The organism is Pseudomonas sp. FG13 (assembly GCF_057809755.1).
In genome coordinates this window covers 15241-34746 of sequence record NZ_JBMDKO010000039.1, presented here as the reverse complement: position 1 = coordinate 34746, position 19506 = coordinate 15241, and the positions used below count along the sequence as shown (strand labels likewise).

The following is a 19506-nucleotide window of genomic DNA, read 5'->3' as shown; positions in this document are numbered from 1 at the left end:
CATTTGATGAATACTTCTATCTGACCGTCAACTGTGAAGTTACTCCCACAGGGAGGCATTCAACATCCGCATCGAGACTCACATGAAATTTCTGTGCAGCAACGCCGAACTGCCCGACAACGACAGTCGCGGTTTCGACATTGAGGGGCGCAAGGTGCTGGCGGTACGGCGTGCGGGTCAGGTTCATGTGTATCTCAACCGCTGTCCGCACCGTGGCGTACCGCTGGAATGGCAACCCGACCGGTTCCTCGACGCCAGTGCCAGCCTGATCCAGTGCGCCACCCACGGCGCGCTGTTTCTGATCGAAAGCGGCGAATGCGTGGCCGGTCCTTGTGCCGGCCAGTTCCTGGTGGCGCTAGACAGCCGGGAGAACGCGCAAGGCATCTGGGTCAAGGTGTAGCGGCTCGAGCAACACTGGCAACGCACGGTCCACCCACATCTGCTCGGGCGTCAGCGTGACCCCGTAGGCCAGCACCTGCACACCCGCCGCGGCCGCTTCGCGCAGGGCTGCCGCATAGCCCGGGTCGATTTCCTCGGCCGGGCGCACTGCGTCGATGCCGCTCAGGTTCACGCAATACAACTGCACCGCCCGCACACCTTCGCGAGCCAGGCAGGCCAATTCCCTCAAGTGCTTGGCGCCGCGCTGCGTCACGGCATCGGGAAACGCGGCGACGTTCGTGCCATCGAACCCCAGAGTAACGCTCTTGACTTCGACCCAGGCCGAACCATGCTCGTAGTCCAGGCGAAAATCGATACGACTGTTCTCCACGCCGTAGGCCACTTCCCGCTTTAACCCGATGAAGCCATTGAGCTCGCTGATCACCCCGGCACGCAACGCCTCTTCGATCAAGCCATTGGCCCGCCCGGTGTTGATGCAGGCCAGCCGCCCCTGGGGGGTTTCGCCGACTTCCCAGGTTCCGGGCAGCTTGCGTTTGGGATCGCTGGAACGACTGAACCAGACCCGTGCGCCTTCGGCCATGCAATTGAGCATCGAGCCGGTATTGGGACAGTGGATCGTCAGCTGTTCGCCATCAAGGGTTTCGATATCGGCAAGGAAACGCTTGTAGCGCCGAATCAGTCGACCTTCTTCCAGGGCAGGAGAAAAGCGCATCAGCCTTGCCAGCTCCGCAGTCCACGCGCGATTCGCTCCACCGCTTCCTGTAGCCGCGGCAGGCTCTGGGTATAGGCGAAGCGCACATGGTGCCCAGCCTGGTGACGGCCGAAGTCCAGGCCGGGGGTGAACGCCACGTGTTCGGTTTCCAGGAAGTGCTGGCAGAAGGCAAAGGCATCGCCACCGAATGCGCGGATATCGGCATAGAGGTAGAACGCGCCTTCCGGCTCGACCGCAATGCCGAAACCCAACTCACGCAAGGCCGGCAGCAAGAAATCCCGGCGTAGCGCGAACTCGGCCCGACGCTGCTCGAAGATCTCGATGGTCGCTGGCTCGAAACAGGCCAGGGCCGCGTACTGAGCCATGCTTGGCGCGCTGATGTAGAGGTTCTGCGCCAGTTTTTCCAACTCACTGACGGCGGCCGAAGGCGCCACCAGCCAGCCCAATCGCCAGCCGGTCATGCCGAAATACTTGGAAAAACTATTCAGGACGAAGGCATCGTCGTCGACTTCCAGCACGCTGGCGGCCTCGGTGCCATAGGTCAGGCCGTGATAGATCTCATCCACCACCAGATGGCCCTTACGCGCCTTGATTGCCTTCGAGAGCCCGGCCAGTTCATCCCGGGAAAGCAGCGTTCCGGTCGGATTGGCCGGCGACGCCACCAGCGCACCGACGCTGTCCTGGTCCCAATGCCGATCCACCAGCTCGGGGGTCAACTGGTAACGCACCTCAGGCCCCACCGGCACCAGTTGCGCCGCGCCTTCCACCAACCGCAGGAAGTGGCGGTTGCAGGGGTAGCCCGGGTCCGCCAGCAACCAGTGTTTACCCGGGTCTACCAGCAAGGCACTGGCCAGCAGCAACGCACCGGACCCACCCGGTGTGATCAGGATACGTCGGGGGTCGATGCTCACCCCGTAGCGCTGCCCGTAGAAACCGGCAATGGCTTCCCGCAGTTCGGGGATGCCGCGAGCGGCGGTGTAGCGGGTCTTGCCCGCCGCCAGCGCGGCCTGGCCGGCCTGGATGATCGGCTCGGCCGTGGTGAAGTCCGGCTCGCCGATCTCCAGGTGGATGACGTCGTGTCCGGCGGCCTGCAGTTCATTGGCACGGGCCAGCAACGCCATCACATGGAAAGGTTCGATGGCGCGACTGCGCGCACTGTAGGACTGAGCCATTAGCCTTCCTTCGCATAAAAAAGAACCGATTCTACCCAACTCTCCGCCCAAGTCAGAAACAACTGCGGAACGAGCGCGAGCAGGAAGAGGTCATAGCCCCGGATTGCAGGAAATGACTCCGGCGATTGGCCCAGGCTTGACTAGAATCAAGCATTGAGCAGGATGACCTCTTCACCGAACCGAACCCGGCCATGCCTTGCGAGGCCCCGCCCGCCGCAGGCTCGACAACCGGGAGTGGCGCGGCCCGATTCGATCTGGTAAGTTCGCCCGCTTGCAGCCGCAGGGCCGGCAGGTGTCGGTGATGGAGCAATCCTGCGTAGTGGATTACAAGAGTAGAGGCGGTCCATTCATGCCCACCCAAGCAAAGCAAAATCAAAATCAGTCGCTCAGCGGGTTTGAGCCTTATGTCCCTAAAGCGGGCGAAGAGTACATGGGCGCCCCCATGCGCGCGCACTTCACCAAGATCCTGAACAAGTGGAAACAGGACTTGATGCAGGAAGTCGACCGCACCGTGGACCACATGAAAGACGAGGCGGCCAACTTCCCCGACCCGGCCGACCGTGCCAGCCAGGAAGAAGAGTTCAGCCTGGAACTGCGCGCACGTGACCGTGAGCGCAAGTTGATCAAGAAGATCGACAAGACGTTGCAACTGATCGAAGACGAAGAATACGGCTGGTGCGAGTCCTGCGGCATCGAGATCGGCATCCGCCGGCTGGAAGCCCGCCCGACGGCCGACTTGTGCATCGACTGCAAGACCCTGGCGGAAATCAAGGAAAAACAGGTCGGCAAGTAATTTGCCTGAGCTGTTACCGAAAAACGGAGCGTTCATACGCTCCGTTTTTTGTTTGCACCAGGTTCCCTACTCAGAACGTGTGCCCCCCTTGTGGGAGCGAGCCTGCTCGCGATAGCGCCAGATCAGTCACCTCTGCGGTGGCAGGCATACCACTATCGCGAGCAGGCTCGCTCCCACAAAGGGGCAGTGTTCCTCCACTATTATTTTCCTATGACTGCCACCTCCTCCTACATCGGACGCTTCGCCCCCACTCCCAGTGGCCACCTGCATTTCGGCTCGCTGGTCGCGGCCCTGGCGTCGTACCTGGACGCCAGGGCCGCTGGCGGACGCTGGTTGTTGCGCATGGAAGACCTCGATCCGCCCCGGGAAGAACCCGGCGCGCAAGTGGCGATTCTCAAGGCCCTGGAGAGCTATGGCTTCGAATGGGACGGTGAGATGGTCCGCCAGAGCGAACGCCATGAGGCCTACGATCAGGTGATCAACCGCCTGTTCAGCCAAGGCCTGGCTTATGCCTGCACCTGTTCGCGCAAACAACTGGAGGCGTATCAGGGTGTGTATCCGGGGTTGTGCCGCAACGCCGGGCACAGCACCGAAGACGCCGCCATCCGCCTGCGCGTCCCCGAGCTCGAGTACCACTTCATCGACCGGGTACAAGGCGAGTTCCGCCAGCATCTGGGCCGCGAGGTCGGCGATTTTGTCATCCGTCGCCGCGACGGGCTCTATGCTTATCAACTGGCCGTGGTGCTGGACGACGCCTGGCAAGGAGTGACCGATATCGTGCGCGGCGCCGACCTGCTGGACTCCACACCCCGCCAGCTCTATCTGCAAGAGTTGCTCGGGCTGCCACAGCCGCGCTACCTGCATGTGCCGTTGATCACCCAACCGGACGGACACAAGCTGGGCAAGTCCTACCGTTCGCCACCGCTGGCGGCCGACCAGGCCACGCCGTTGCTGTGCAGGGCCTTGCGCGCACTGGGTCAGGAATCCGGCGTCGAACTGGCCGACGCCAGCCCTCGGGAGCTGCTGGCCTGGGGCGTTCGCCACTGGGATGCGGCACGGATCCCGCGCACAATGACCCTGCCCGAGGCGCAAATACGTTGACGGCCCTTGCAGCTTGGCGCCCATCCGTTACCATCGCCGCACGTTTTCGGGCACGCGCTTAAAAAAGAGAGGCCGGGATGTACATCTATCGCTTGGTCCTGCTCCTGGTAGTGGGGATTTATCTGTTCTCCCCGGCCATCATGGATTGGTGGATCGATGCCACGGGTGCCTGGTATCGGCCGTATCTGCTCTGGCTGATCCTGATCGTCGTGACCTTCATCCTGCAGAGCCAAAAAGATGCCGATGAGCTTTAGCCTGACCCAGATGATCCTGATCAGTGCGGCCTACCTGGCGGTACTGTTCGGCGTGGCCTGGATCAGTGAACGAGGCATGATCCCCCGGGCGATCATCCGCCATCCGCTGACCTACACCCTGTCGCTGGGGGTCTACGCCAGTGCGTGGGCGTTCTACGGTACGGTCGGGCTGGCCTACCAGTATGGCTATGGCTTCCTGTCCAGTTACCTGGGTGTGTCGGGAGCCTTCCTGCTGGCGCCAGTGTTGCTGTACCCGATCCTGAAAATCACCCGCACCTACCAGTTGTCGTCCCTGGCTGACCTGTTCGCCTTTCGTTTCCGCAGCACCTGGGCCGGTGCGCTGACCACGATCTTCATGCTCGTGGGCGTGTTGCCGTTGCTGGCCCTGCAGATGCAGGCCGTGGCCGACTCCATCAGCATCCTGACCCACGAGCCGGTGCAGCACCGGGTGGCGCTGAGCTTCTGCGTCCTGATCATCCTGTTCACCATTTTCTTCGGTTCCCGGCACATCGCCACCCGGGAAAAACACGAAGGCCTGGTGTTCGCCATCGCCTTCGAGTCGGTGATCAAGCTGATCGCCATCGGTGGCGTCGGCCTCTACGCGCTGTACGGTGTGTTCAACGGCCCGCAACAGCTTGAACTGTGGCTGCTGCAGAACCAGACCGCCCTCGCCGCCCTGCACACACCGTTGCAGGAAGGCCCGTGGCGTACGCTGTTGCTGGTGTTCTTCGCGTCAGCGATCGTGATGCCGCACATGTACCACATGACCTTCACCGAAAACCTCAACCCACGCTCGCTGGTGAGCGCGAGCTGGGGTCTGCCGCTGTTCCTGCTGCTGATGAGCCTGGCGGTGCCGCTGATCCTGTGGGCCGGGTTGAAGCTGGGGGCCAGTACCAATCCGGAATACTTCACCCTCGGCATCGGCATCGCCGCCAACAATCACGCCTTGGCCCTGCTGGCCTATATCGGCGGCCTGTCGGCGGCCAGCGGCCTGATCATCGTGACCACCCTGGCGCTGTCGGGCATGGCCCTCAACCACCTGGTGCTGCCGCTCTACCAACCACCGGCCGAGGGCAATATCTACCGCTGGCTGAAATGGACCCGGCGGGCACTGATCGTCGCGATCATCATGGCCGGCTACGGCTTCTACCTGATGCTGGGAGATGGCCAGGACCTGGCCAACCTGGGCATTGTCGCCTTCGTTGCCACCTTGCAGTTCCTGCCGGGTGTGTTGTCGGTGCTGTACTGGCCGACTGCCAACCGCCGCGGCTTTATCGCCGGCCTGCTGGCGGGCATCCTGGTCTGGCTGGTTGCCATGCTGTTGCCGCTGCTGGGCAACCTGCAAGGCTTCTATATCCCGTTGCTGAACATGATCTATGTGCTCGACGACACCAGTTGGCACATGGCGGCCATCGCCTCGCTGGCGGCGAACGTGCTGATGTTCACCCTGATCTCGCTGTTCACCAATGCCAGCAGCGAAGAAGCCAGCGCCGCCGAAGCCTGCGCCGTGGACAACGTTCGCCGCCCGCAACGCCGTGAACTGCACGCGGCCTCGCCCCAGGAGTTCGCCACGCAATTGGCCAAACCCCTGGGTGCAAAGGCCGCGCAAAAGGAAGTCGAACAGGCCCTGCGGGACCTTTACCTGCCTTTCGATGAGCGTCGCCCCTATGCCTTGCGTCGCCTGCGGGACCGGATCGAAGCCAACCTGTCCGGCCTGATGGGTCCCAGCGTGGCCCAGGACATGGTCGAGACGTTCCTGCCCTACAAGGCCGGCGGCGAAAACTACGTCACCGAGGACATCCATTTCATCGAAAGCCGCCTCGAGGACTACCACTCGCGCCTCACCGGCCTTGCCGCCGAGCTGGATGCCCTGCGCCGTTATCACCGCCAGACCTTGCAGGAACTGCCGATGGGCGTGTGCTCCCTGGCCAAGGACCAGGAAATCCTGATGTGGAACAAGGCCATGGAAGAACTGACCGGAATCGCCGCCCAGCGTGTGGTGGGTTCACGCCTGAGCACCCTGGGCGAGCCATGGAAAGGTTTGTTGCAAGGCTTCATCGACTTGCCGGACGAGCACTTGCACAAACAGCACCTGGCCCTCGACGGCCAGACCCGCTGGCTGAACCTGCACAAGGCGGCCATCGACGAGCCGCTGGCGCCGGGCAACAGTGGCCTGGTGTTGCTGGTGGAAGACCTGACCGACACCCAGATGCTCGAAGACAAGCTGGTCCACTCCGAACGCCTGGCGAGCATCGGCCGGCTGGCAGCCGGGGTGGCCCACGAAATTGGCAACCCGATCACCGGCATCGCCTGCCTGGCGCAAAACCTGCGTGAAGAGCGCGAGGAGGATGGCGAACTGACGGAAATCAGCAGCCAGATCCTTGAGCAGACCCGACGCGTGTCGCGTATCGTGCAGTCGCTGATGAGCTTCGCCCACGCCGGCGGCCACCAGCACAACGACGAGCCTGTCTGCCTGGCCGAAGTGGCCCAGGATGCCATTGGCCTGCTGGCCCTCAACCGGCGCAATTTCGAAGTGCAATTCTTCAACCTGTGCGACCCGGATCATTGGGTCGACGGCGATCCCCAGCGGCTCGCCCAGGTCCTGATCAACCTGCTGTCCAACGCCCGCGACGCCTCACCGGCCGGCAGCGCCGTGCGGGTCAAGAGCGAAGCCAGCGAACACACGATCGATCTGATCGTCGAAGACGAAGGCAGCGGTATTCCACAGAACATCATGGATCGATTGTTCGAACCCTTCTTCACCACCAAGGATCCTGGCGAAGGCACCGGACTGGGCCTTGCACTGGTCTATTCCATCGTTGAAGAGCATTATGGACAAATCACCATCGACAGCCCGGCCGATGTACAAGGCCAACGCGGCACCCGTATACGGGTGACCTTGCCGCGTCATGTCGAAGCGACGTCCGCTGTGAACTGAGACCGTCGAGAGAATCGAATCAATGCCGCACATTTTGATCGTCGAAGACGAAACAATTATCCGCTCCGCCTTGCGTCGCCTGCTGGAACGCAACCAGTACCAGGTCAGCGAAGCCGGTTCCGTGCAGGAAGCACAAGAGCGATTCAGCATCCCAACGTTTGACCTCATCGTCAGCGACCTGCGCCTGCCCGGTGCACCCGGTACCGAGCTGATCAAGCTCGGCCAGGGCACGCCGGTGCTGATCATGACCAGCTATGCCAGCCTGCGCTCGGCCGTCGACTCCATGAAAATGGGCGCGGTAGACTACATCGCCAAGCCGTTCGATCACGACGAGATGCTCCAGGCCGTGGCCCGTATCCTGCGTGACCGACAGACGGCGACCGGTAACCCACCGGAGCCGACGAACGGTAAGGCTGCCACCACCAAAGGTGTCGTTGGCAACAGTAATGGCGAAATCGGCATCATCGGCTCCTGTCCGCCCATGCAGGATCTGTACGTCAAAATCCGCAAGGTCGCGCCAACCGACTCCAACGTGCTGATCCAGGGCGAGTCCGGGACCGGCAAGGAACTGGTGGCCCGTGCCCTGCATAACCTGTCGCGCCGAGCCAAGGCGCCGATGATCTCGGTGAACTGCGCGGCGATTCCGGAAAGTCTGATCGAGTCCGAGCTGTTCGGTCATGAAAAAGGCGCCTTCACCGGGGCCAGCGCCGGGCGCGCCGGGCTGGTAGAAGCGGCGGACGGTGGCACGCTGTTTCTCGACGAAATCGGTGAATTGCCGCTGGAGGCCCAGGCACGACTGCTGCGGGTCCTTCAAGAAGGCGAAATCCGTCGGGTCGGGTCGGTGCAGTCGCAAAAAGTCGATGTGCGCCTGATCGCCGCAACCCACCGTGACCTCAAGAGCCTGGCGAAAATCGGCCAGTTCCGTGAAGACCTGTATTACCGCCTGCACGTCATTGCGCTGAAACTGCCTGCCCTGCGCGAACGGGGCGCGGACGTCAACGAAATCGCCAACGCCTTCCTCGCGCGCCAGAGCGCGCGGGTCAACCGCACCGACCTGAAGTTTGCCCCCGACGCAGAACAGGCCATTCGTCATTACGCCTGGCCGGGTAACGTCCGGGAGCTGGAAAACGCAGTGGAGCGGGCAGTGATCCTGTGCGAAAGCCCGGAAATCTCCGCCGACCTGCTGGGGATCGACGTCGAGCTCAGCGATCTCGACGATGAAGAGTTCATCGGCCTGGCTCCACAACAGGGGGGCGCTGCCAACAACACCAGCCACGAGCCTACCGAGGACCTGTCCCTGGAAGACTACTTCCAGCATTTCGTCCTGGAACATCAGGACCACATGACCGAGACCGAACTGGCACGCAAGCTGGGGGTGAGTCGCAAGTGCCTGTGGGAACGTCGCCAGCGCCTGGGGATTCCGCGTCGCAAGACCGGAGTGGCCAGCGAAAGCTGAGATCAAGGGTAGGAGCGAGCCTGCTCGCGATAGCGGTGTATCAGCCTGCACTCAGGGTGACTGGCACAGCGCTATCGCGAGCAGGCTCGCTCCCACAGAGGTAGACGGTTACAACGCCGTGAATGTGAAAAAACTGTTACCTCAGCTTTTTCACGTAACAGAAGCCGGGGTTTACGGTAACGAAACCCCGGCTTTTTTTCGCCCCAAAAAAAGCGGCATAACCTTAGAACCCCCGGTTTCGCTGGGTCTCGCAAAAGTTGGCACGCACCCTGCTATAGCTTTGGTACAAGAACAATAACAAGCAATGCACAAGACAATAAAAATAAGACGAATCGACTCACGCACAATAAAAACAAGACGGCGAGAGGCGCAGCTAACTGATTCTTTTGGAGAGGCGTTGTATTTGGGGCTTGCCCCACAACCAGGCCGAGAACAATAAAAACTGTCTCAAGACAGGTGCCTGAACTGGTTGGATCGATGGATCACTGCAACACAGCGACCAAAGCAATCCGTTTGCTCTTGGCTCCCGATTGGGAGGGTCACGCAGGGAAACCTGGTGACGCGGGCACTCAACAAAAACAAGAAGCCCGAAACCAATAATAAAAACAGAGCACGCAACTAATTCTGGGGGAGCTTCGGCTCCCCTTGTGGTTTCCGACGTTCCGCCACCGCGAAGCCTACAAGGCTTGCCGCTTAAAGCTTGCAGCTCAAATCTGCTGCGTCCTACACGATCCCCAGACTAAATGCTAGAATCCCCGCCCATCATGCGGTCATTCTTCGTTTTGGCCGAACATTCCTTCAAACAGTGCATCCCATGCTGAAGAAGCTGTTCCAGTCACTCCGTTCTCCCTTGCGTCGTACGCAACACATCCGCAGCACGCCTGAAGTGCTCAACAGCGGCCAGCACTCATTGCAGAAGGCCCAGTTCAGCCGTTATGCGGTGAACATCGTCGAACGCCTGCAGAACGCCGGCTACCAGGCTTACCTGGTCGGTGGATGCGTGCGCGACATGCTGCTCAACATCACCCCCAAGGATTTCGACGTAGCCACCAGCGCCACGCCGGAACAGGTCCGGGCCGAGTTCCGCAACGCACGTATCATTGGCCGGCGCTTCAAGCTCGTCCACATCCACTTCGGCCGCGAAATCATCGAAGTGGCGACGTTCCGTGCCAACCACCCGCAAAATGACGAAGAAGAAGACAGCAACCAGTCTTCTCGCAACGAGAGCGGGCGCATCCTGCGGGATAACGTCTACGGCACGCTGGAAGAAGACGCGCAACGCCGCGACTTCACCATCAACGCCCTGTATTACGATCCGGTCAGCGAACGCATCCTCGATTACGCCAACGGCGTACACGACATCCGCAATCATCTGATCCGTCTGATCGGCGATCCCAAGCAGCGCTACCAGGAAGACCCGGTACGGATGCTGCGGGCCGTGCGTTTCGCCGCCAAGCTGAACTTCGGCATCGAAAAACACAGCGCCGCGCCGATTCGCGACCTGGCACCGATGCTGCGGGAAATCCCTTCGGCCCGGCTGTTCGAGGAAGTGCTGAAGCTGTTCCTGTCGGGCAACGCGGCGGACACTTTCGAAATGCTGGTGGACCTGCAACTGTTCGATCCGCTGTTCCCGGCCAGTGCCGAGGCGCTGGAACACAACCCGACCTACACCCATACCCTGATCAGCGAAGCGCTGATCAACACCGACCTGCGTATCAAGCAGAACAAGCCGGTGACCCCGGCCTTCCTGTTTGCCGCCCTGCTCTGGCCGGCGCTACCGGCCCGGGTATTGCGCCTGCAGGACCGTGGCATGCCGCCGATACCGGCCATGCAGGAAGCCGCCCACGAGCTGATCGCCGAACAGTGCCAGCGCATCGCGATTCCGAAGCGCTTCACGATGCCGATCCGCGAAATCTGGGATATGCAGGAACGCCTGCCCCGTCGCAGTGGCAAGCGTGCCGACCTGCTGCTGGACAACCCGCGCTTCCGCGCCGGCTACGACTTCCTGCTGCTGCGTGAAAGCGCCGGCGAACAGACCGACGGCCTGGGCGAATGGTGGACCGATTACCAGGATGCCAATGACAGCGAGCGCCGCGAGATGATTCGCGAACTCAGCGGCAAGGAAGACGGCGCCAGCGGCCCACGCAAACGTCGTCGCAGCAGCGGCGCCAAGCGTAAGCGTGCCGGTGTGCCGAGCGCGTCGGGCGAGTAATCGATGGAACGCATCTACATCGGCATGGGTAGCAACCTGGCGGAACCCGAGGCACAACTGCGCAGCGCCCTCCAGGCACTGGCCAGCCTGCCTGATAGCCGATTCGTTGACGTCTCGGCGTTCTATCAAAGCGATTCACTGTTGCCGGGCCAGCCACGCTACACCAATGCAGTGGCCGCGCTGGACAGCCAACTGGCGCCACTGGTCCTGCTCGACGCACTGCAAGCCATCGAAACCGGTCAGGGCCGCGAACGCCTGGAGCGCTGGGGCCCGCGCACCCTGGACCTGGACATTCTGTTGTTCGGTGATCGGCTGATCGACGAGCCTCGGCTCAAGGTTCCCCACTACCACATGCACGCCCGGGCGTTTGTGCTGTACCCGCTGGCGGAACTGGCCCCCGCCGACCTGCGCCTGGCCGACGGGCGCCTGCTCCAGGACCTGCTGGCCGCGTGTCCATTCGTCGGCCTGGAGCGCATGCCGCCTCACTGACACAGCCCCCTTGTGGGAGCGAGCCTGCTCGCGATAGCGGTGGATCCATCAATGCATATGTTGACTGACATACCGTCATCGCGAGCAGGCTCGCTCCCACAGGATCTGGCACCAAGCAGTCACATCCTGAACACCCCTCCCGGCTGAAACGCATCAGTAACCTCGGTAACACCCGCCGGTAACACATCCAATTGACTTCCCCCGTGCTCCTCACGACTATAGGCGTCCCGTTGCCGCCAATGCGGCATTGAAGGGCGCAATCCAGGCCTTACAAGCACCACGCATAGAGGGTGCGCCTGTATAAATGACGAATCATGCGCGTTACTCGCAGTAGTTCACGAGCGCCTAATGAGGACTTTTTCATGCCAGCTATTACCCTGACCACGCTGCAAGGTCTCAAGCAGAAAGGCGAAAAGATCGCCATGCTGACCTGCTATGACGCAACCTTCGCCCACGCCTGCAACGAGGCCGGTGTCGAAGTGCTGCTGGTGGGCGATTCCCTCGGCATGGTGTTGCAGGGCCACGACAGCACGCTGCCGGCGACCACTGCTGAGATGGCCTACCACGTGGCCTGCGTCAAACGCGGTAACACCGACGCACTGATCCTCGCCGATCTGCCATTCATGGCCTACGCCACCCTCGAACAGACCATGACCAACAGCGCCCTGCTAATGCAGGCCGGCGCCAACATGGTCAAAGTCGAAGGAGCATTGTGGCTGGCCGAGTCGATCCGATTGCTGGCCGAACGCGGTATCCCGGTGTGCGCGCACATGGGCCTGACACCGCAGGCGGTCAACGTGCTCGGTGGCTACAAGGTCCAGGGCCGCAATGAAAACCAGGCGCGACAGATGCGCGCCGATGCCATCGCGCTGGAGCAGGCCGGGGCGGCAATGCTGTTGCTCGAATGCGTGCCCAGCGAGCTGGCCGAAGAAATCACCCAGGCGGTGAAGATTCCGGTCATCGGGATTGGCGCTGGCAATGGCACCGATGGGCAGGTACTGGTGCTGCACGACATGCTGGGGCTGTCGCTCACGGGTCGCGCGCCGAAGTTCGTGAAGAACTTCATGACCGGGCAACCCGACATCCAGTCCGCCCTGAGCGCTTACGTGGCGGAGGTCAAAGCGGCCACCTTCCCTGGCGCCGAACACGGATTCTCTGCATGAACACCGTCAAGACCGTACGTGAACTGCGGGCCGCCGTGGCCCGTGCCCGCAGCGAAGGCAAACGCATCGCCTTCGTGCCGACCATGGGCAACCTGCACAGCGGCCACGTGGCGCTGGTCACCAAAGCGGCGCAGCGAGCCGACTTCGTGGTGACGAGCATTTTCGTCAACCCGCTGCAGTTTGGCGCTGGCGAAGACCTCGACAAATACCCGCGCACCCTCGCCGCCGACCAGGAAAAACTGCTCCAGGCCGGCTGCCATCTGCTGTTCGCCCCGTCCGTCGAAGAGATGTACCCCGACGGCATGACCGGGCAAACCCGGGTCAGCGTGCCACAATTGTCCGAAGGCCTCTGCGGTGCCAGCCGCCCCGGGCACTTCGAGGGCGTGGCGACGGTGGTCAGCAAGCTGTTCAACATGGTCCAGCCCGACCTGGCGGTGTTCGGCCAGAAGGACTTCCAGCAGCTGGCAGTGATCCGTGCACTGGTCCACGACCTGAACATGCCGATCCAGATCATTGGCGAACCGACCGTCCGCGCCGAGGACGGCCTGGCGTTGTCGTCGCGCAATGGTTTCCTCAGCCCTGAACAACGCGCCGTGGCGCCTGAGGTCTATCGCAGCCTCAGCCGCATTGCCGAAGCGATCCGACAAGGGCGACGGGACTTCCCGGCCCTGATTGCCGAGCAGCTCAAGCAACTCGAAGCCACGGGCATGCGTCCCGATTACCTGGAAATCCGCGAGGCCCGGACCTTGCGCCCGGCCACGCCTGAAGATCGCGACCTGGTGATCCTGGTCGCCGCGTTCCTCGGCACCACGCGGCTGATCGACAACCTGCACCTGGATCTGGACGCCGCCTGACACCATCCCCTCTGTGGAGCAAACTGTGGGAGCAAGGCTCGCCCGCGATGAAGTTAACGCGGTCGGCCCTGGAACCGAGGTGACTGTATCGCGGGCAAGCCTTGCTCCCACGGGCTCACCCACAGGGGATGGTGGAGCCATTGCCGCCCTGGCGGCCTTCGGGCAAACTGCCCGCCGTTCGGACCCGACCAGAGGAGAAAACCATGCACGCCATCATGCTCAAGGCCAAGCTGCACCGCGCCGAAGTCACTCACGCCGTGCTCGACTACGAAGGCTCCTGTGCCATCGATGGTGAGTGGCTGGACCTGTCGGGAATCCGTGAATACGAGCAGATCCAGATCTACAACGTCGACAACGGCGAGCGCTTCACCACCTACGCCATCCGTGGCGAAGAAGGCTCGCGGATGATCTCGGTCAACGGCGCCGCAGCCCACAAGGCCAAGGTGGGTGACCGCGTCATTATCTGCGCCTACGCCCACTACAGCGAAGCCGAGCTGGTCAACTTCAAGCCCCGCATGCTGTACATGGCGCCGGGCAATGAGCTGAGCCACACCAGCAATGCCATTCCGGTGCAGGTCGCCTGATCGCCCCCGCACATCCCCCCTGTGGGAGCGAACCTGCTCGCGATTACGGTTTGTCAGTCGCCATCAACGTCAACTGAACTAACGTCATCGCGAGCAGGCTCGCTCCCACAGTGAGTAATTCTTGTCCAGAAGAGTGCTTCGTCCTCCCGTCTGTCGGCCCTTTCCCGCACCCGTTGTATAAAAAAGTACCGGGAACCGGTCTGACAAAGCCAAGACAGATCGCAACGCGAGGTTTACTGTAGTCGCCCTGCGCCCGCAGATCGTGTCGACGCAGGTGTCCGGACGCCCAGCGCGGGCCAGGCCGGAATTTTTAGTGTACAAAAGGTCGTTCAAGTAAAAGGAAACCCGCAGCGATGGCGTACTACCGAAACCCTCATGACGTGACCGCTCTGCCCGCCTGGCAGGCGCTGAATGACCACCGCAAGGCCATGCAGGATTTCAGCATGCGCGAAGCGTTCAATGCCGATCCGCAGCGTTTCAACCAATTCACCCTGTCGAGCTGCGGCCTGTTTCTCGATTATTCAAAAAACCTGATTACCGCCCAGACCCGCGACCTGCTGGTGGGCCTGGCCAATGAAGTCGACCTCAAGGGCGCGATCAAGGCGCTGTTCGAAGGCGAAATCATCAACGCTTCCGAAAACCGCCCGGCCCTGCACACCGCCCTGCGTCGGCCGGTGGGCGACCGGTTGCTGGTGAATGGCGTCAACGTGATGCCGGATGTGCACAAGGTGCTGAACCAGATCACCGACCTGGTGGGCCGAATTCACGATGGCCTGTGGCGCGGCTACACCGAGAAGCCGATCACCGACGTGGTGAACATCGGTATCGGTGGCTCGTTCCTCGGCCCGGAACTGGTGTCCGAAGCCCTGCTGTCCTACGCGCAAAAAGGCGTTCGCTGCCACTATCTGGCGAACATCGACGGCAGCGAGTTCCACGAACTGACCATGAAGCTGCGCGCCGAGACCACGTTGTTCATCGTCTCGTCGAAATCCTTCAACACCCTCGAAACCCTGAAGAACGCCCAGGCCGCCCGCGCCTGGTACCTCGCTCAGGGCGGCTCCGAAGCGGAGCTGTATCGCCACTTCATCGCCGTATCAAGCAACAACGCAGCGGCCGTGGCCTTCGGCATCCGCGAAGAAAACATCTTCCCGATGTGGGACTGGGTCGGCGGGCGTTACTCGCTGTGGTCGGCCATCGGCCTGCCGATCGCCCTCGCAATCGGCATGTCGAACTTCAAGGAACTGCTGTCCGGCGCCTATTCCATGGACCAGCATTTCCAGAGTGCGCCATTCGAACAGAACATGCCGGTGCTGCTGGCCTTGCTGGGCGTGTGGTACGGCAACTTCTGGGGCGCGCAAAGCCACGCGATCCTGCCGTACGACCACTACCTGCGCAACATCACCAAGCACTTGCAGCAACTGGACATGGAGTCCAATGGCAAGAGTGTGCGCCAGGACGGCACACCGGTGTCCACCGACACCGGCCCGGTGATCTGGGGTGGCGTCGGCTGCAACGGCCAGCATGCCTACCACCAGTTGCTGCACCAGGGCACCCAATTGATCCCGGCCGACTTCATCGTGCCGGTCGTCAGCTTCAACCCGGTTTCCGATCACCACCAATGGCTGTACGCCAACTGCCTGTCACAAAGCCAGGCCCTGATGCTCGGCAAGACCCGCGCCGAGGCCGAAGCCGAGCTGCGGGACAAAGGCGCCAGTGAAGAAGACGTGCAGAAACTGGCCGCCCACAAGGTCATCCCGGGCAACCGCCCGAGCAACACCCTGGTGGTCGAACGCATCAGCCCACGGCGTCTTGGCGCACTGGTGGCGCTGTATGAGCATAAAGTGTTCGTACAAAGCGTGGTCTGGGGTATCAACGCCTTCGACCAGTGGGGCGTGGAGCTGGGCAAGGAACTGGGCAAGGGTGTCTACAACCGCCTGGTGGGCAGCGAAGAAAGCGCGGCCGAAGACGCTTCGACCCAAGGTCTGATCAGCTACTTCCGTGGACGCCATCGCGGCTGATCCAAACGGCGCACTCCCCCTGTGGGAGCGAGCCTGCTCGCGATAGCGGTGGATAAGTTGACATCAATGTCGACTGACACGCCGCCATCGCGAGCAGGCTCTCTCCCACAGTCGTTTGTGCAGGCTTGAACCCTCCGGCTACTCGGCGCATCTTTATGACTTGTCGCAAAAACAAGAATAAGGAACCGTCATGTTCGATATCAGCCAGTACCCCCAAGCCGATGCCGTCCGCCGGGCTGCGCAACTGAGTCAGGACGAATACCAGCGGCTCTACAAAGAATCCATAGAACACCCCAGTACCTTCTGGACTGAACAGGCCACCCGGTTTCTCGACTGGATGACGCCCTGGCAAACGGTCCAGCGCTATGACCTCAAGAACGGCGATGCCACCTGGTTTGCGGGCGGCAAGCTGAACGTCAGCGCCAACTGCATCGACCGTCATCTGGAAAAACGCGGCGACCAGACGGCAATCATCTGGGAAGGCGACGACCCCGCCGAATCGGCGGAAATCACCTATCGAAAACTCCACAAGCATGTGTGCCGCCTGGCCAACGTGCTGAAAAGCCGTGGCGTGAAGAAAGGTGACCGGGTCTGCATCTACATGCCGATGATCCCGGAAGCGGCCTACGCCATGCTCGCCTGCACCCGCATCGGCGCGGTGCATTCGGTGGTGTTCGGTGGGTTTTCGCCGGACTCGCTGCGTGACCGGATTCTCGACGCCGATTGCCGCACCGTGATCACCGCCGACGAAGGCGTGCGCGGCGGGCGCTTCGTCCCGCTCAAACGCAACGTCGACAAAGCCCTGGAAAGCTGCCCGAACGTCAGCACGGTCCTGGTGGTCGAGCGCACCCAGGCCGAAGTGAGCTGGGCCGAAGGTCGCGACCTCTGGTATCACCAGGCCATGCATGACGCCAGCGACGACTGCCCGCCCGAACCGATGGACGCCGAAGATCCTCTGTTCATCCTTTACACCTCCGGCAGCACAGGCAAACCCAAGGGCGTGCTGCACACCACCGGCGGCTATCTGCTGCAGGCGGCCATGACATTCAAGTACGTGCTGGACTATCGCGACAACGAAGTGTTCTGGTGCACCGCCGATGTCGGCTGGGTCACCGGCCACAGCTACATCGTCTACGGCCCGCTGGCCAACGGCGCCACCACGTTGATCTTCGAAGGCGTTCCCAGCCATCCCGACAGCTCACGTTTCTGGCGGGTGATCGACAAGCACCAGGTCAACATCTTCTACACCGCTCCCACCGCCCTGCGCGCGCTGATGCGTGAAGGTGCCGGGCCCTTGCAGGCCACCTCTCGCAAAAGCCTGCGATTGCTCGGCAGCGTCGGAGAGCCGATCAATCCGGAAGCCTGGGAATGGTATTTCAACGCCGTGGGCGAGCAGCGCTGCCCGATTGTCGATACCTGGTGGCAGACCGAAACCGGCGGCATCATGCTCAGCCCACTGGTGAGCGTCCAGCGACTCAAGCCAGGCTGCGCCACCCGCCCGATGTTCGGCGTGCAGCCGGTCCTGCTGGATGAAACGGGGAAGGAAATCACCGGACCCGGCAGCGGTGTACTGGCGATCAAGTCCAGCTGGCCGGGACAGATCCGCAGTGTCTATGGCGATCATCAACGCATGGTCGACACCTACTTCAAGCCCTACCCCGGCTATTACTTCACCGGCGACGGCGCCCGCCGTGACGAGGACGGCGATTACTGGATTACCGGGCGCATCGATGACGTGATCAATGTCTCCGGCCACCGCATCGGCACCGCCGAGGTGGAAAGCGCCCTGGTGTTGCACGACAGCATCGCCGAAGCGGCGGTCGTCGGTTATCCCCATGACCTCAAGGGCCAGGGCATCTATGCGTTTGTCACGCCGATGAACGGGGTCGAGGCCAATGATGAATTGAAGAAAGAATTGCTGGCCCACGTCAGCAAGGAAATCGGCAGCTTCGCCAAGCCGGAACTGATCCAGTGGGCGCCGGCGCTGCCCAAGACCCGCTCGGGCAAGATCATGCGGCGCATCCTGCGCAAGATCGCCTGCAACGAACTCGACAGCCTCGGCGATACCTCGACCCTGGCCGACCCGAGCGTGGTGGAGGGGTTGATCGACAAGCGCCTGAATCGCTAGCGGACATGACGTTCCGCTGACTGCTCGTTCCCACGCTCTGTGGGAGCGAGCCTGCTCGCGATAGCGGTGGGTTAGCTTGCAACGATTCTGAATGTATCGCCGTCATCGCGAGCAGGCTCGCTCCCACAGAGCGTGGGAACGATCCCTCACGAAGCTGTTAAACTCCCGCGCCTCATTTCCTTAAGGCGCGCTTGGCATGTCTTCCTTGAATCAGGCGCTGCGCGCCGCCCTCGACCAACGTCAGGACCTGCTCAGCCAGTTGCATCAGCAAGGCACCGATTGCTATCGCCTGTTCCATGGCAGCCAGGAAGGCGCACCCGGCCTGACCGTCGACCGCTACGGCCCGCAATTGCTGGTGCAGAGTTTCCATCAGTCGCTGGAACGCGAGGCCTTGTTGCAGTTGCATGGCATCGTCAACGAAGCCTTGGGCCTCGACACCCTGCTGGTCTACAACGATCGCGCCCGCGGCAACTCGCGAATCGACCGCCAGGACACGGTCTACCAAGCCGAAGAGGCCGCCCTGCAAGACCTGGTCGGCCACGAATGGGGCCTGAATTATCGCGTTCGTGGACGCCATGCCGGGCAGGATCCGCTGCTGTTTCTCGATCTGCGCAATGCTCGCGGCTGGGTCAAGGCGCACAGTCGCGACAAAAGCGTGCTGAACCTGTTTGCCTACACCTGTGGCGTTGGCCTGAGCGCCGCGGCCGGTGGCGCGCGGGAGGTGTGTAACCTGGACTTTGCCGAAGGCAACCTGGCGGTGGGTCGCGAAAACGGCCTGCTCAACCCCACGTTACCGTCCATGGAGTTCGTGCAGTCGGACTACTTCCCGGCGATCCGCCAACTGGCAGGCCTGCCCATCAGCCAACGGCGCGGACAGAAGCTGCCTAGTTATGTACGCCTGGAACAACGCCAATACGACCTGGTGCTGCTCGACCCGCCGGCCTGGGCCAAGAGCGCCTTCGGCACCGTCGACCTGCTGCGGGACTACCAGAGCCTGCTCAAGCCGGCGCTGCTCGCCACCGCCGACAATGGCGTGCTGATCTGCTGCAACAATCTGGCAAAGGTGTCCATGGACGACTGGCGCGAACAGGTGTTGCGTTGTGCGGAAAAAGCCGGCCGACCAGTGCGCGAATGGAGCGTACTGACGCCCGGCGAGGACTTCCCTTCCATGGACCGTAATCCTCCGCTCAAGACACTGATCCTGCAGTTCTGAGCCAACCTCAGGACTCCTAC

The 19506-nt window shown here is 62.0% G+C and carries 16 protein-coding genes; 14 read left to right on the top strand and 2 right to left on the bottom strand.

All coding sequences use genetic code 11. The features are described from left to right. Nucleotides 1-82: 82 nt before the first annotated feature. Entirely contained in the window at nt 83-400 is a 318-nt protein-coding gene (locus ACODTO_RS23245) for a Rieske (2Fe-2S) protein (protein WP_139649749.1), read from the top strand. On the opposite strand, the gene sfsA is transcribed toward ACODTO_RS23245, so the two are convergent. Together sfsA and ACODTO_RS23235 are read right to left on the bottom strand one after the other, a co-directional pair. Continuing rightward, nucleotides 356-1111: a DNA/RNA nuclease SfsA gene (sfsA, locus tag ACODTO_RS23240; RefSeq protein ID WP_175363809.1), complete on the bottom strand. Its 756-nt coding sequence runs from the start codon at nt 1109-1111 to the stop codon at nt 356-358. The genes ACODTO_RS23245 and sfsA overlap by 45 nt on opposite strands. Then, nucleotides 1111-2283: a pyridoxal phosphate-dependent aminotransferase gene (locus ACODTO_RS23235; protein ID WP_175386689.1), complete on the bottom strand. Its 1173-nt coding sequence runs from the start codon at nt 2281-2283 to the stop codon at nt 1111-1113. Before ACODTO_RS23235 ends, sfsA begins: the two co-directional genes overlap by 1 nt. Before the next feature lie 349 nt (nt 2284-2632). Here ACODTO_RS23235 and dksA point away from each other — a divergent pair, with 349 nt between their 5' ends. The 13 genes from dksA to ACODTO_RS23170 all read left to right on the top strand — a co-directional run bounded on the left by dksA (nt 2633) and on the right by ACODTO_RS23170 (nt 19486). Further along, a complete protein-coding gene (gene dksA / locus ACODTO_RS23230) occupies nt 2633-3076 on the top strand; it encodes an RNA polymerase-binding protein DksA (RefSeq protein ID WP_024779597.1) in 444 nt (147 codons plus the stop codon). Nucleotides 3077-3286: 210 nt separating this feature from the next. Then, nucleotides 3287-4177 carry a tRNA glutamyl-Q(34) synthetase GluQRS gene (gluQRS, locus tag ACODTO_RS23225; protein WP_489107104.1) on the top strand — a complete coding sequence of 297 codons (891 nt, stop codon included), beginning with the start codon at nt 3287-3289 and terminating at the stop codon, nt 4175-4177. A 77-nt stretch (nt 4178-4254) separates the two neighbouring features. Beyond that, nucleotides 4255-4431, top strand: a complete 177-nt coding sequence (locus ACODTO_RS23220) for a hypothetical protein (protein WP_003176118.1) — start codon at nt 4255-4257, stop codon at nt 4429-4431. Then, nucleotides 4415-7369, top strand: coding sequence for a sensor histidine kinase (locus ACODTO_RS23215; RefSeq protein ID WP_175363812.1), 2955 nt, complete (start codon nt 4415-4417; stop codon nt 7367-7369). The genes ACODTO_RS23220 and ACODTO_RS23215 overlap by 17 nt, the downstream gene beginning before the upstream one ends. 22 nt (nt 7370-7391) lie before the next feature. Continuing rightward, nucleotides 7392-8825: a sigma-54-dependent transcriptional regulator gene (locus ACODTO_RS23210; protein WP_139649758.1), complete on the top strand. Its 1434-nt coding sequence runs from the start codon at nt 7392-7394 to the stop codon at nt 8823-8825. A gap of 814 nt (nt 8826-9639) precedes the next feature. Continuing rightward, complete coding sequence (locus tag ACODTO_RS23205) at nt 9640-11037, top strand: polynucleotide adenylyltransferase PcnB (protein ID WP_139649759.1); 1398 nt, start codon at nt 9640-9642, stop codon at nt 11035-11037. 3 nt (nt 11038-11040) lie between these two features. After that, complete coding sequence (gene folK, locus ACODTO_RS23200; protein ID WP_489107103.1) at nt 11041-11526, top strand: 2-amino-4-hydroxy-6-hydroxymethyldihydropteridine diphosphokinase; 486 nt, start codon at nt 11041-11043, stop codon at nt 11524-11526. Between the two features lie 362 nt (nt 11527-11888). Next, nucleotides 11889-12689 carry a 3-methyl-2-oxobutanoate hydroxymethyltransferase gene (gene panB, locus ACODTO_RS23195; RefSeq protein ID WP_464709708.1) on the top strand — a complete coding sequence of 267 codons (801 nt, stop codon included), beginning with the start codon at nt 11889-11891 and terminating at the stop codon, nt 12687-12689. Next, nucleotides 12686-13543: a pantoate--beta-alanine ligase gene (gene panC, locus ACODTO_RS23190; RefSeq protein ID WP_489107102.1), complete on the top strand. Its 858-nt coding sequence runs from the start codon at nt 12686-12688 to the stop codon at nt 13541-13543. Before panB ends, panC begins: the two co-directional genes overlap by 4 nt. 203 nt (nt 13544-13746) lie before the next feature. Next, complete coding sequence (panD, locus tag ACODTO_RS23185) at nt 13747-14127, top strand: aspartate 1-decarboxylase (RefSeq protein WP_007963888.1); 381 nt, start codon at nt 13747-13749, stop codon at nt 14125-14127. Nucleotides 14128-14480: 353 nt separating this feature from the next. Next, nucleotides 14481-16145: a glucose-6-phosphate isomerase gene (pgi, locus tag ACODTO_RS23180; protein WP_139649770.1), complete on the top strand. Its 1665-nt coding sequence runs from the start codon at nt 14481-14483 to the stop codon at nt 16143-16145. 190 nt (nt 16146-16335) lie between these two features. After that, entirely contained in the window at nt 16336-18273 is a 1938-nt protein-coding gene (acs, locus tag ACODTO_RS23175) for an acetate--CoA ligase (protein ID WP_139649772.1), read from the top strand. Between the two features lie 196 nt (nt 18274-18469). Then, nucleotides 18470-19486, top strand: a complete 1017-nt coding sequence (locus tag ACODTO_RS23170; protein WP_139649774.1) for a class I SAM-dependent rRNA methyltransferase — start codon at nt 18470-18472, stop codon at nt 19484-19486. Nucleotides 19487-19506: the final 20 nt, after the last annotated feature.

Coding starts and splice junctions, on each gene's coding strand:
- ACODTO_RS23245 (WP_139649749.1), top strand. CDS start 83: ATGAAATTTCTGTGCAGCAACGCCGAACTGCCCGACAACGACAGTCGC.
- sfsA (WP_175363809.1), bottom strand. CDS start 1,111: ATGCGCTTTTCTCCTGCCCTGGAAGAAGGTCGACTGATTCGGCGCTAC.
- ACODTO_RS23235 (WP_175386689.1), bottom strand. CDS start 2,283: ATGGCTCAGTCCTACAGTGCGCGCAGTCGCGCCATCGAACCTTTCCAT.
- dksA (WP_024779597.1), top strand. CDS start 2,633: ATGCCCACCCAAGCAAAGCAAAATCAAAATCAGTCGCTCAGCGGGTTT.
- gluQRS (WP_489107104.1), top strand. CDS start 3,287: ATGACTGCCACCTCCTCCTACATCGGACGCTTCGCCCCCACTCCCAGT.
- ACODTO_RS23220 (WP_003176118.1), top strand. CDS start 4,255: ATGTACATCTATCGCTTGGTCCTGCTCCTGGTAGTGGGGATTTATCTG.
- ACODTO_RS23215 (WP_175363812.1), top strand. CDS start 4,415: ATGCCGATGAGCTTTAGCCTGACCCAGATGATCCTGATCAGTGCGGCC.
- ACODTO_RS23210 (WP_139649758.1), top strand. CDS start 7,392: ATGCCGCACATTTTGATCGTCGAAGACGAAACAATTATCCGCTCCGCC.
- ACODTO_RS23205 (WP_139649759.1), top strand. CDS start 9,640: ATGCTGAAGAAGCTGTTCCAGTCACTCCGTTCTCCCTTGCGTCGTACG.
- folK (WP_489107103.1), top strand. CDS start 11,041: ATGGAACGCATCTACATCGGCATGGGTAGCAACCTGGCGGAACCCGAG.
- panB (WP_464709708.1), top strand. CDS start 11,889: ATGCCAGCTATTACCCTGACCACGCTGCAAGGTCTCAAGCAGAAAGGC.
- panC (WP_489107102.1), top strand. CDS start 12,686: ATGAACACCGTCAAGACCGTACGTGAACTGCGGGCCGCCGTGGCCCGT.
- panD (WP_007963888.1), top strand. CDS start 13,747: ATGCACGCCATCATGCTCAAGGCCAAGCTGCACCGCGCCGAAGTCACT.
- pgi (WP_139649770.1), top strand. CDS start 14,481: ATGGCGTACTACCGAAACCCTCATGACGTGACCGCTCTGCCCGCCTGG.
- acs (WP_139649772.1), top strand. CDS start 16,336: ATGTTCGATATCAGCCAGTACCCCCAAGCCGATGCCGTCCGCCGGGCT.
- ACODTO_RS23170 (WP_139649774.1), top strand. CDS start 18,470: ATGTCTTCCTTGAATCAGGCGCTGCGCGCCGCCCTCGACCAACGTCAG.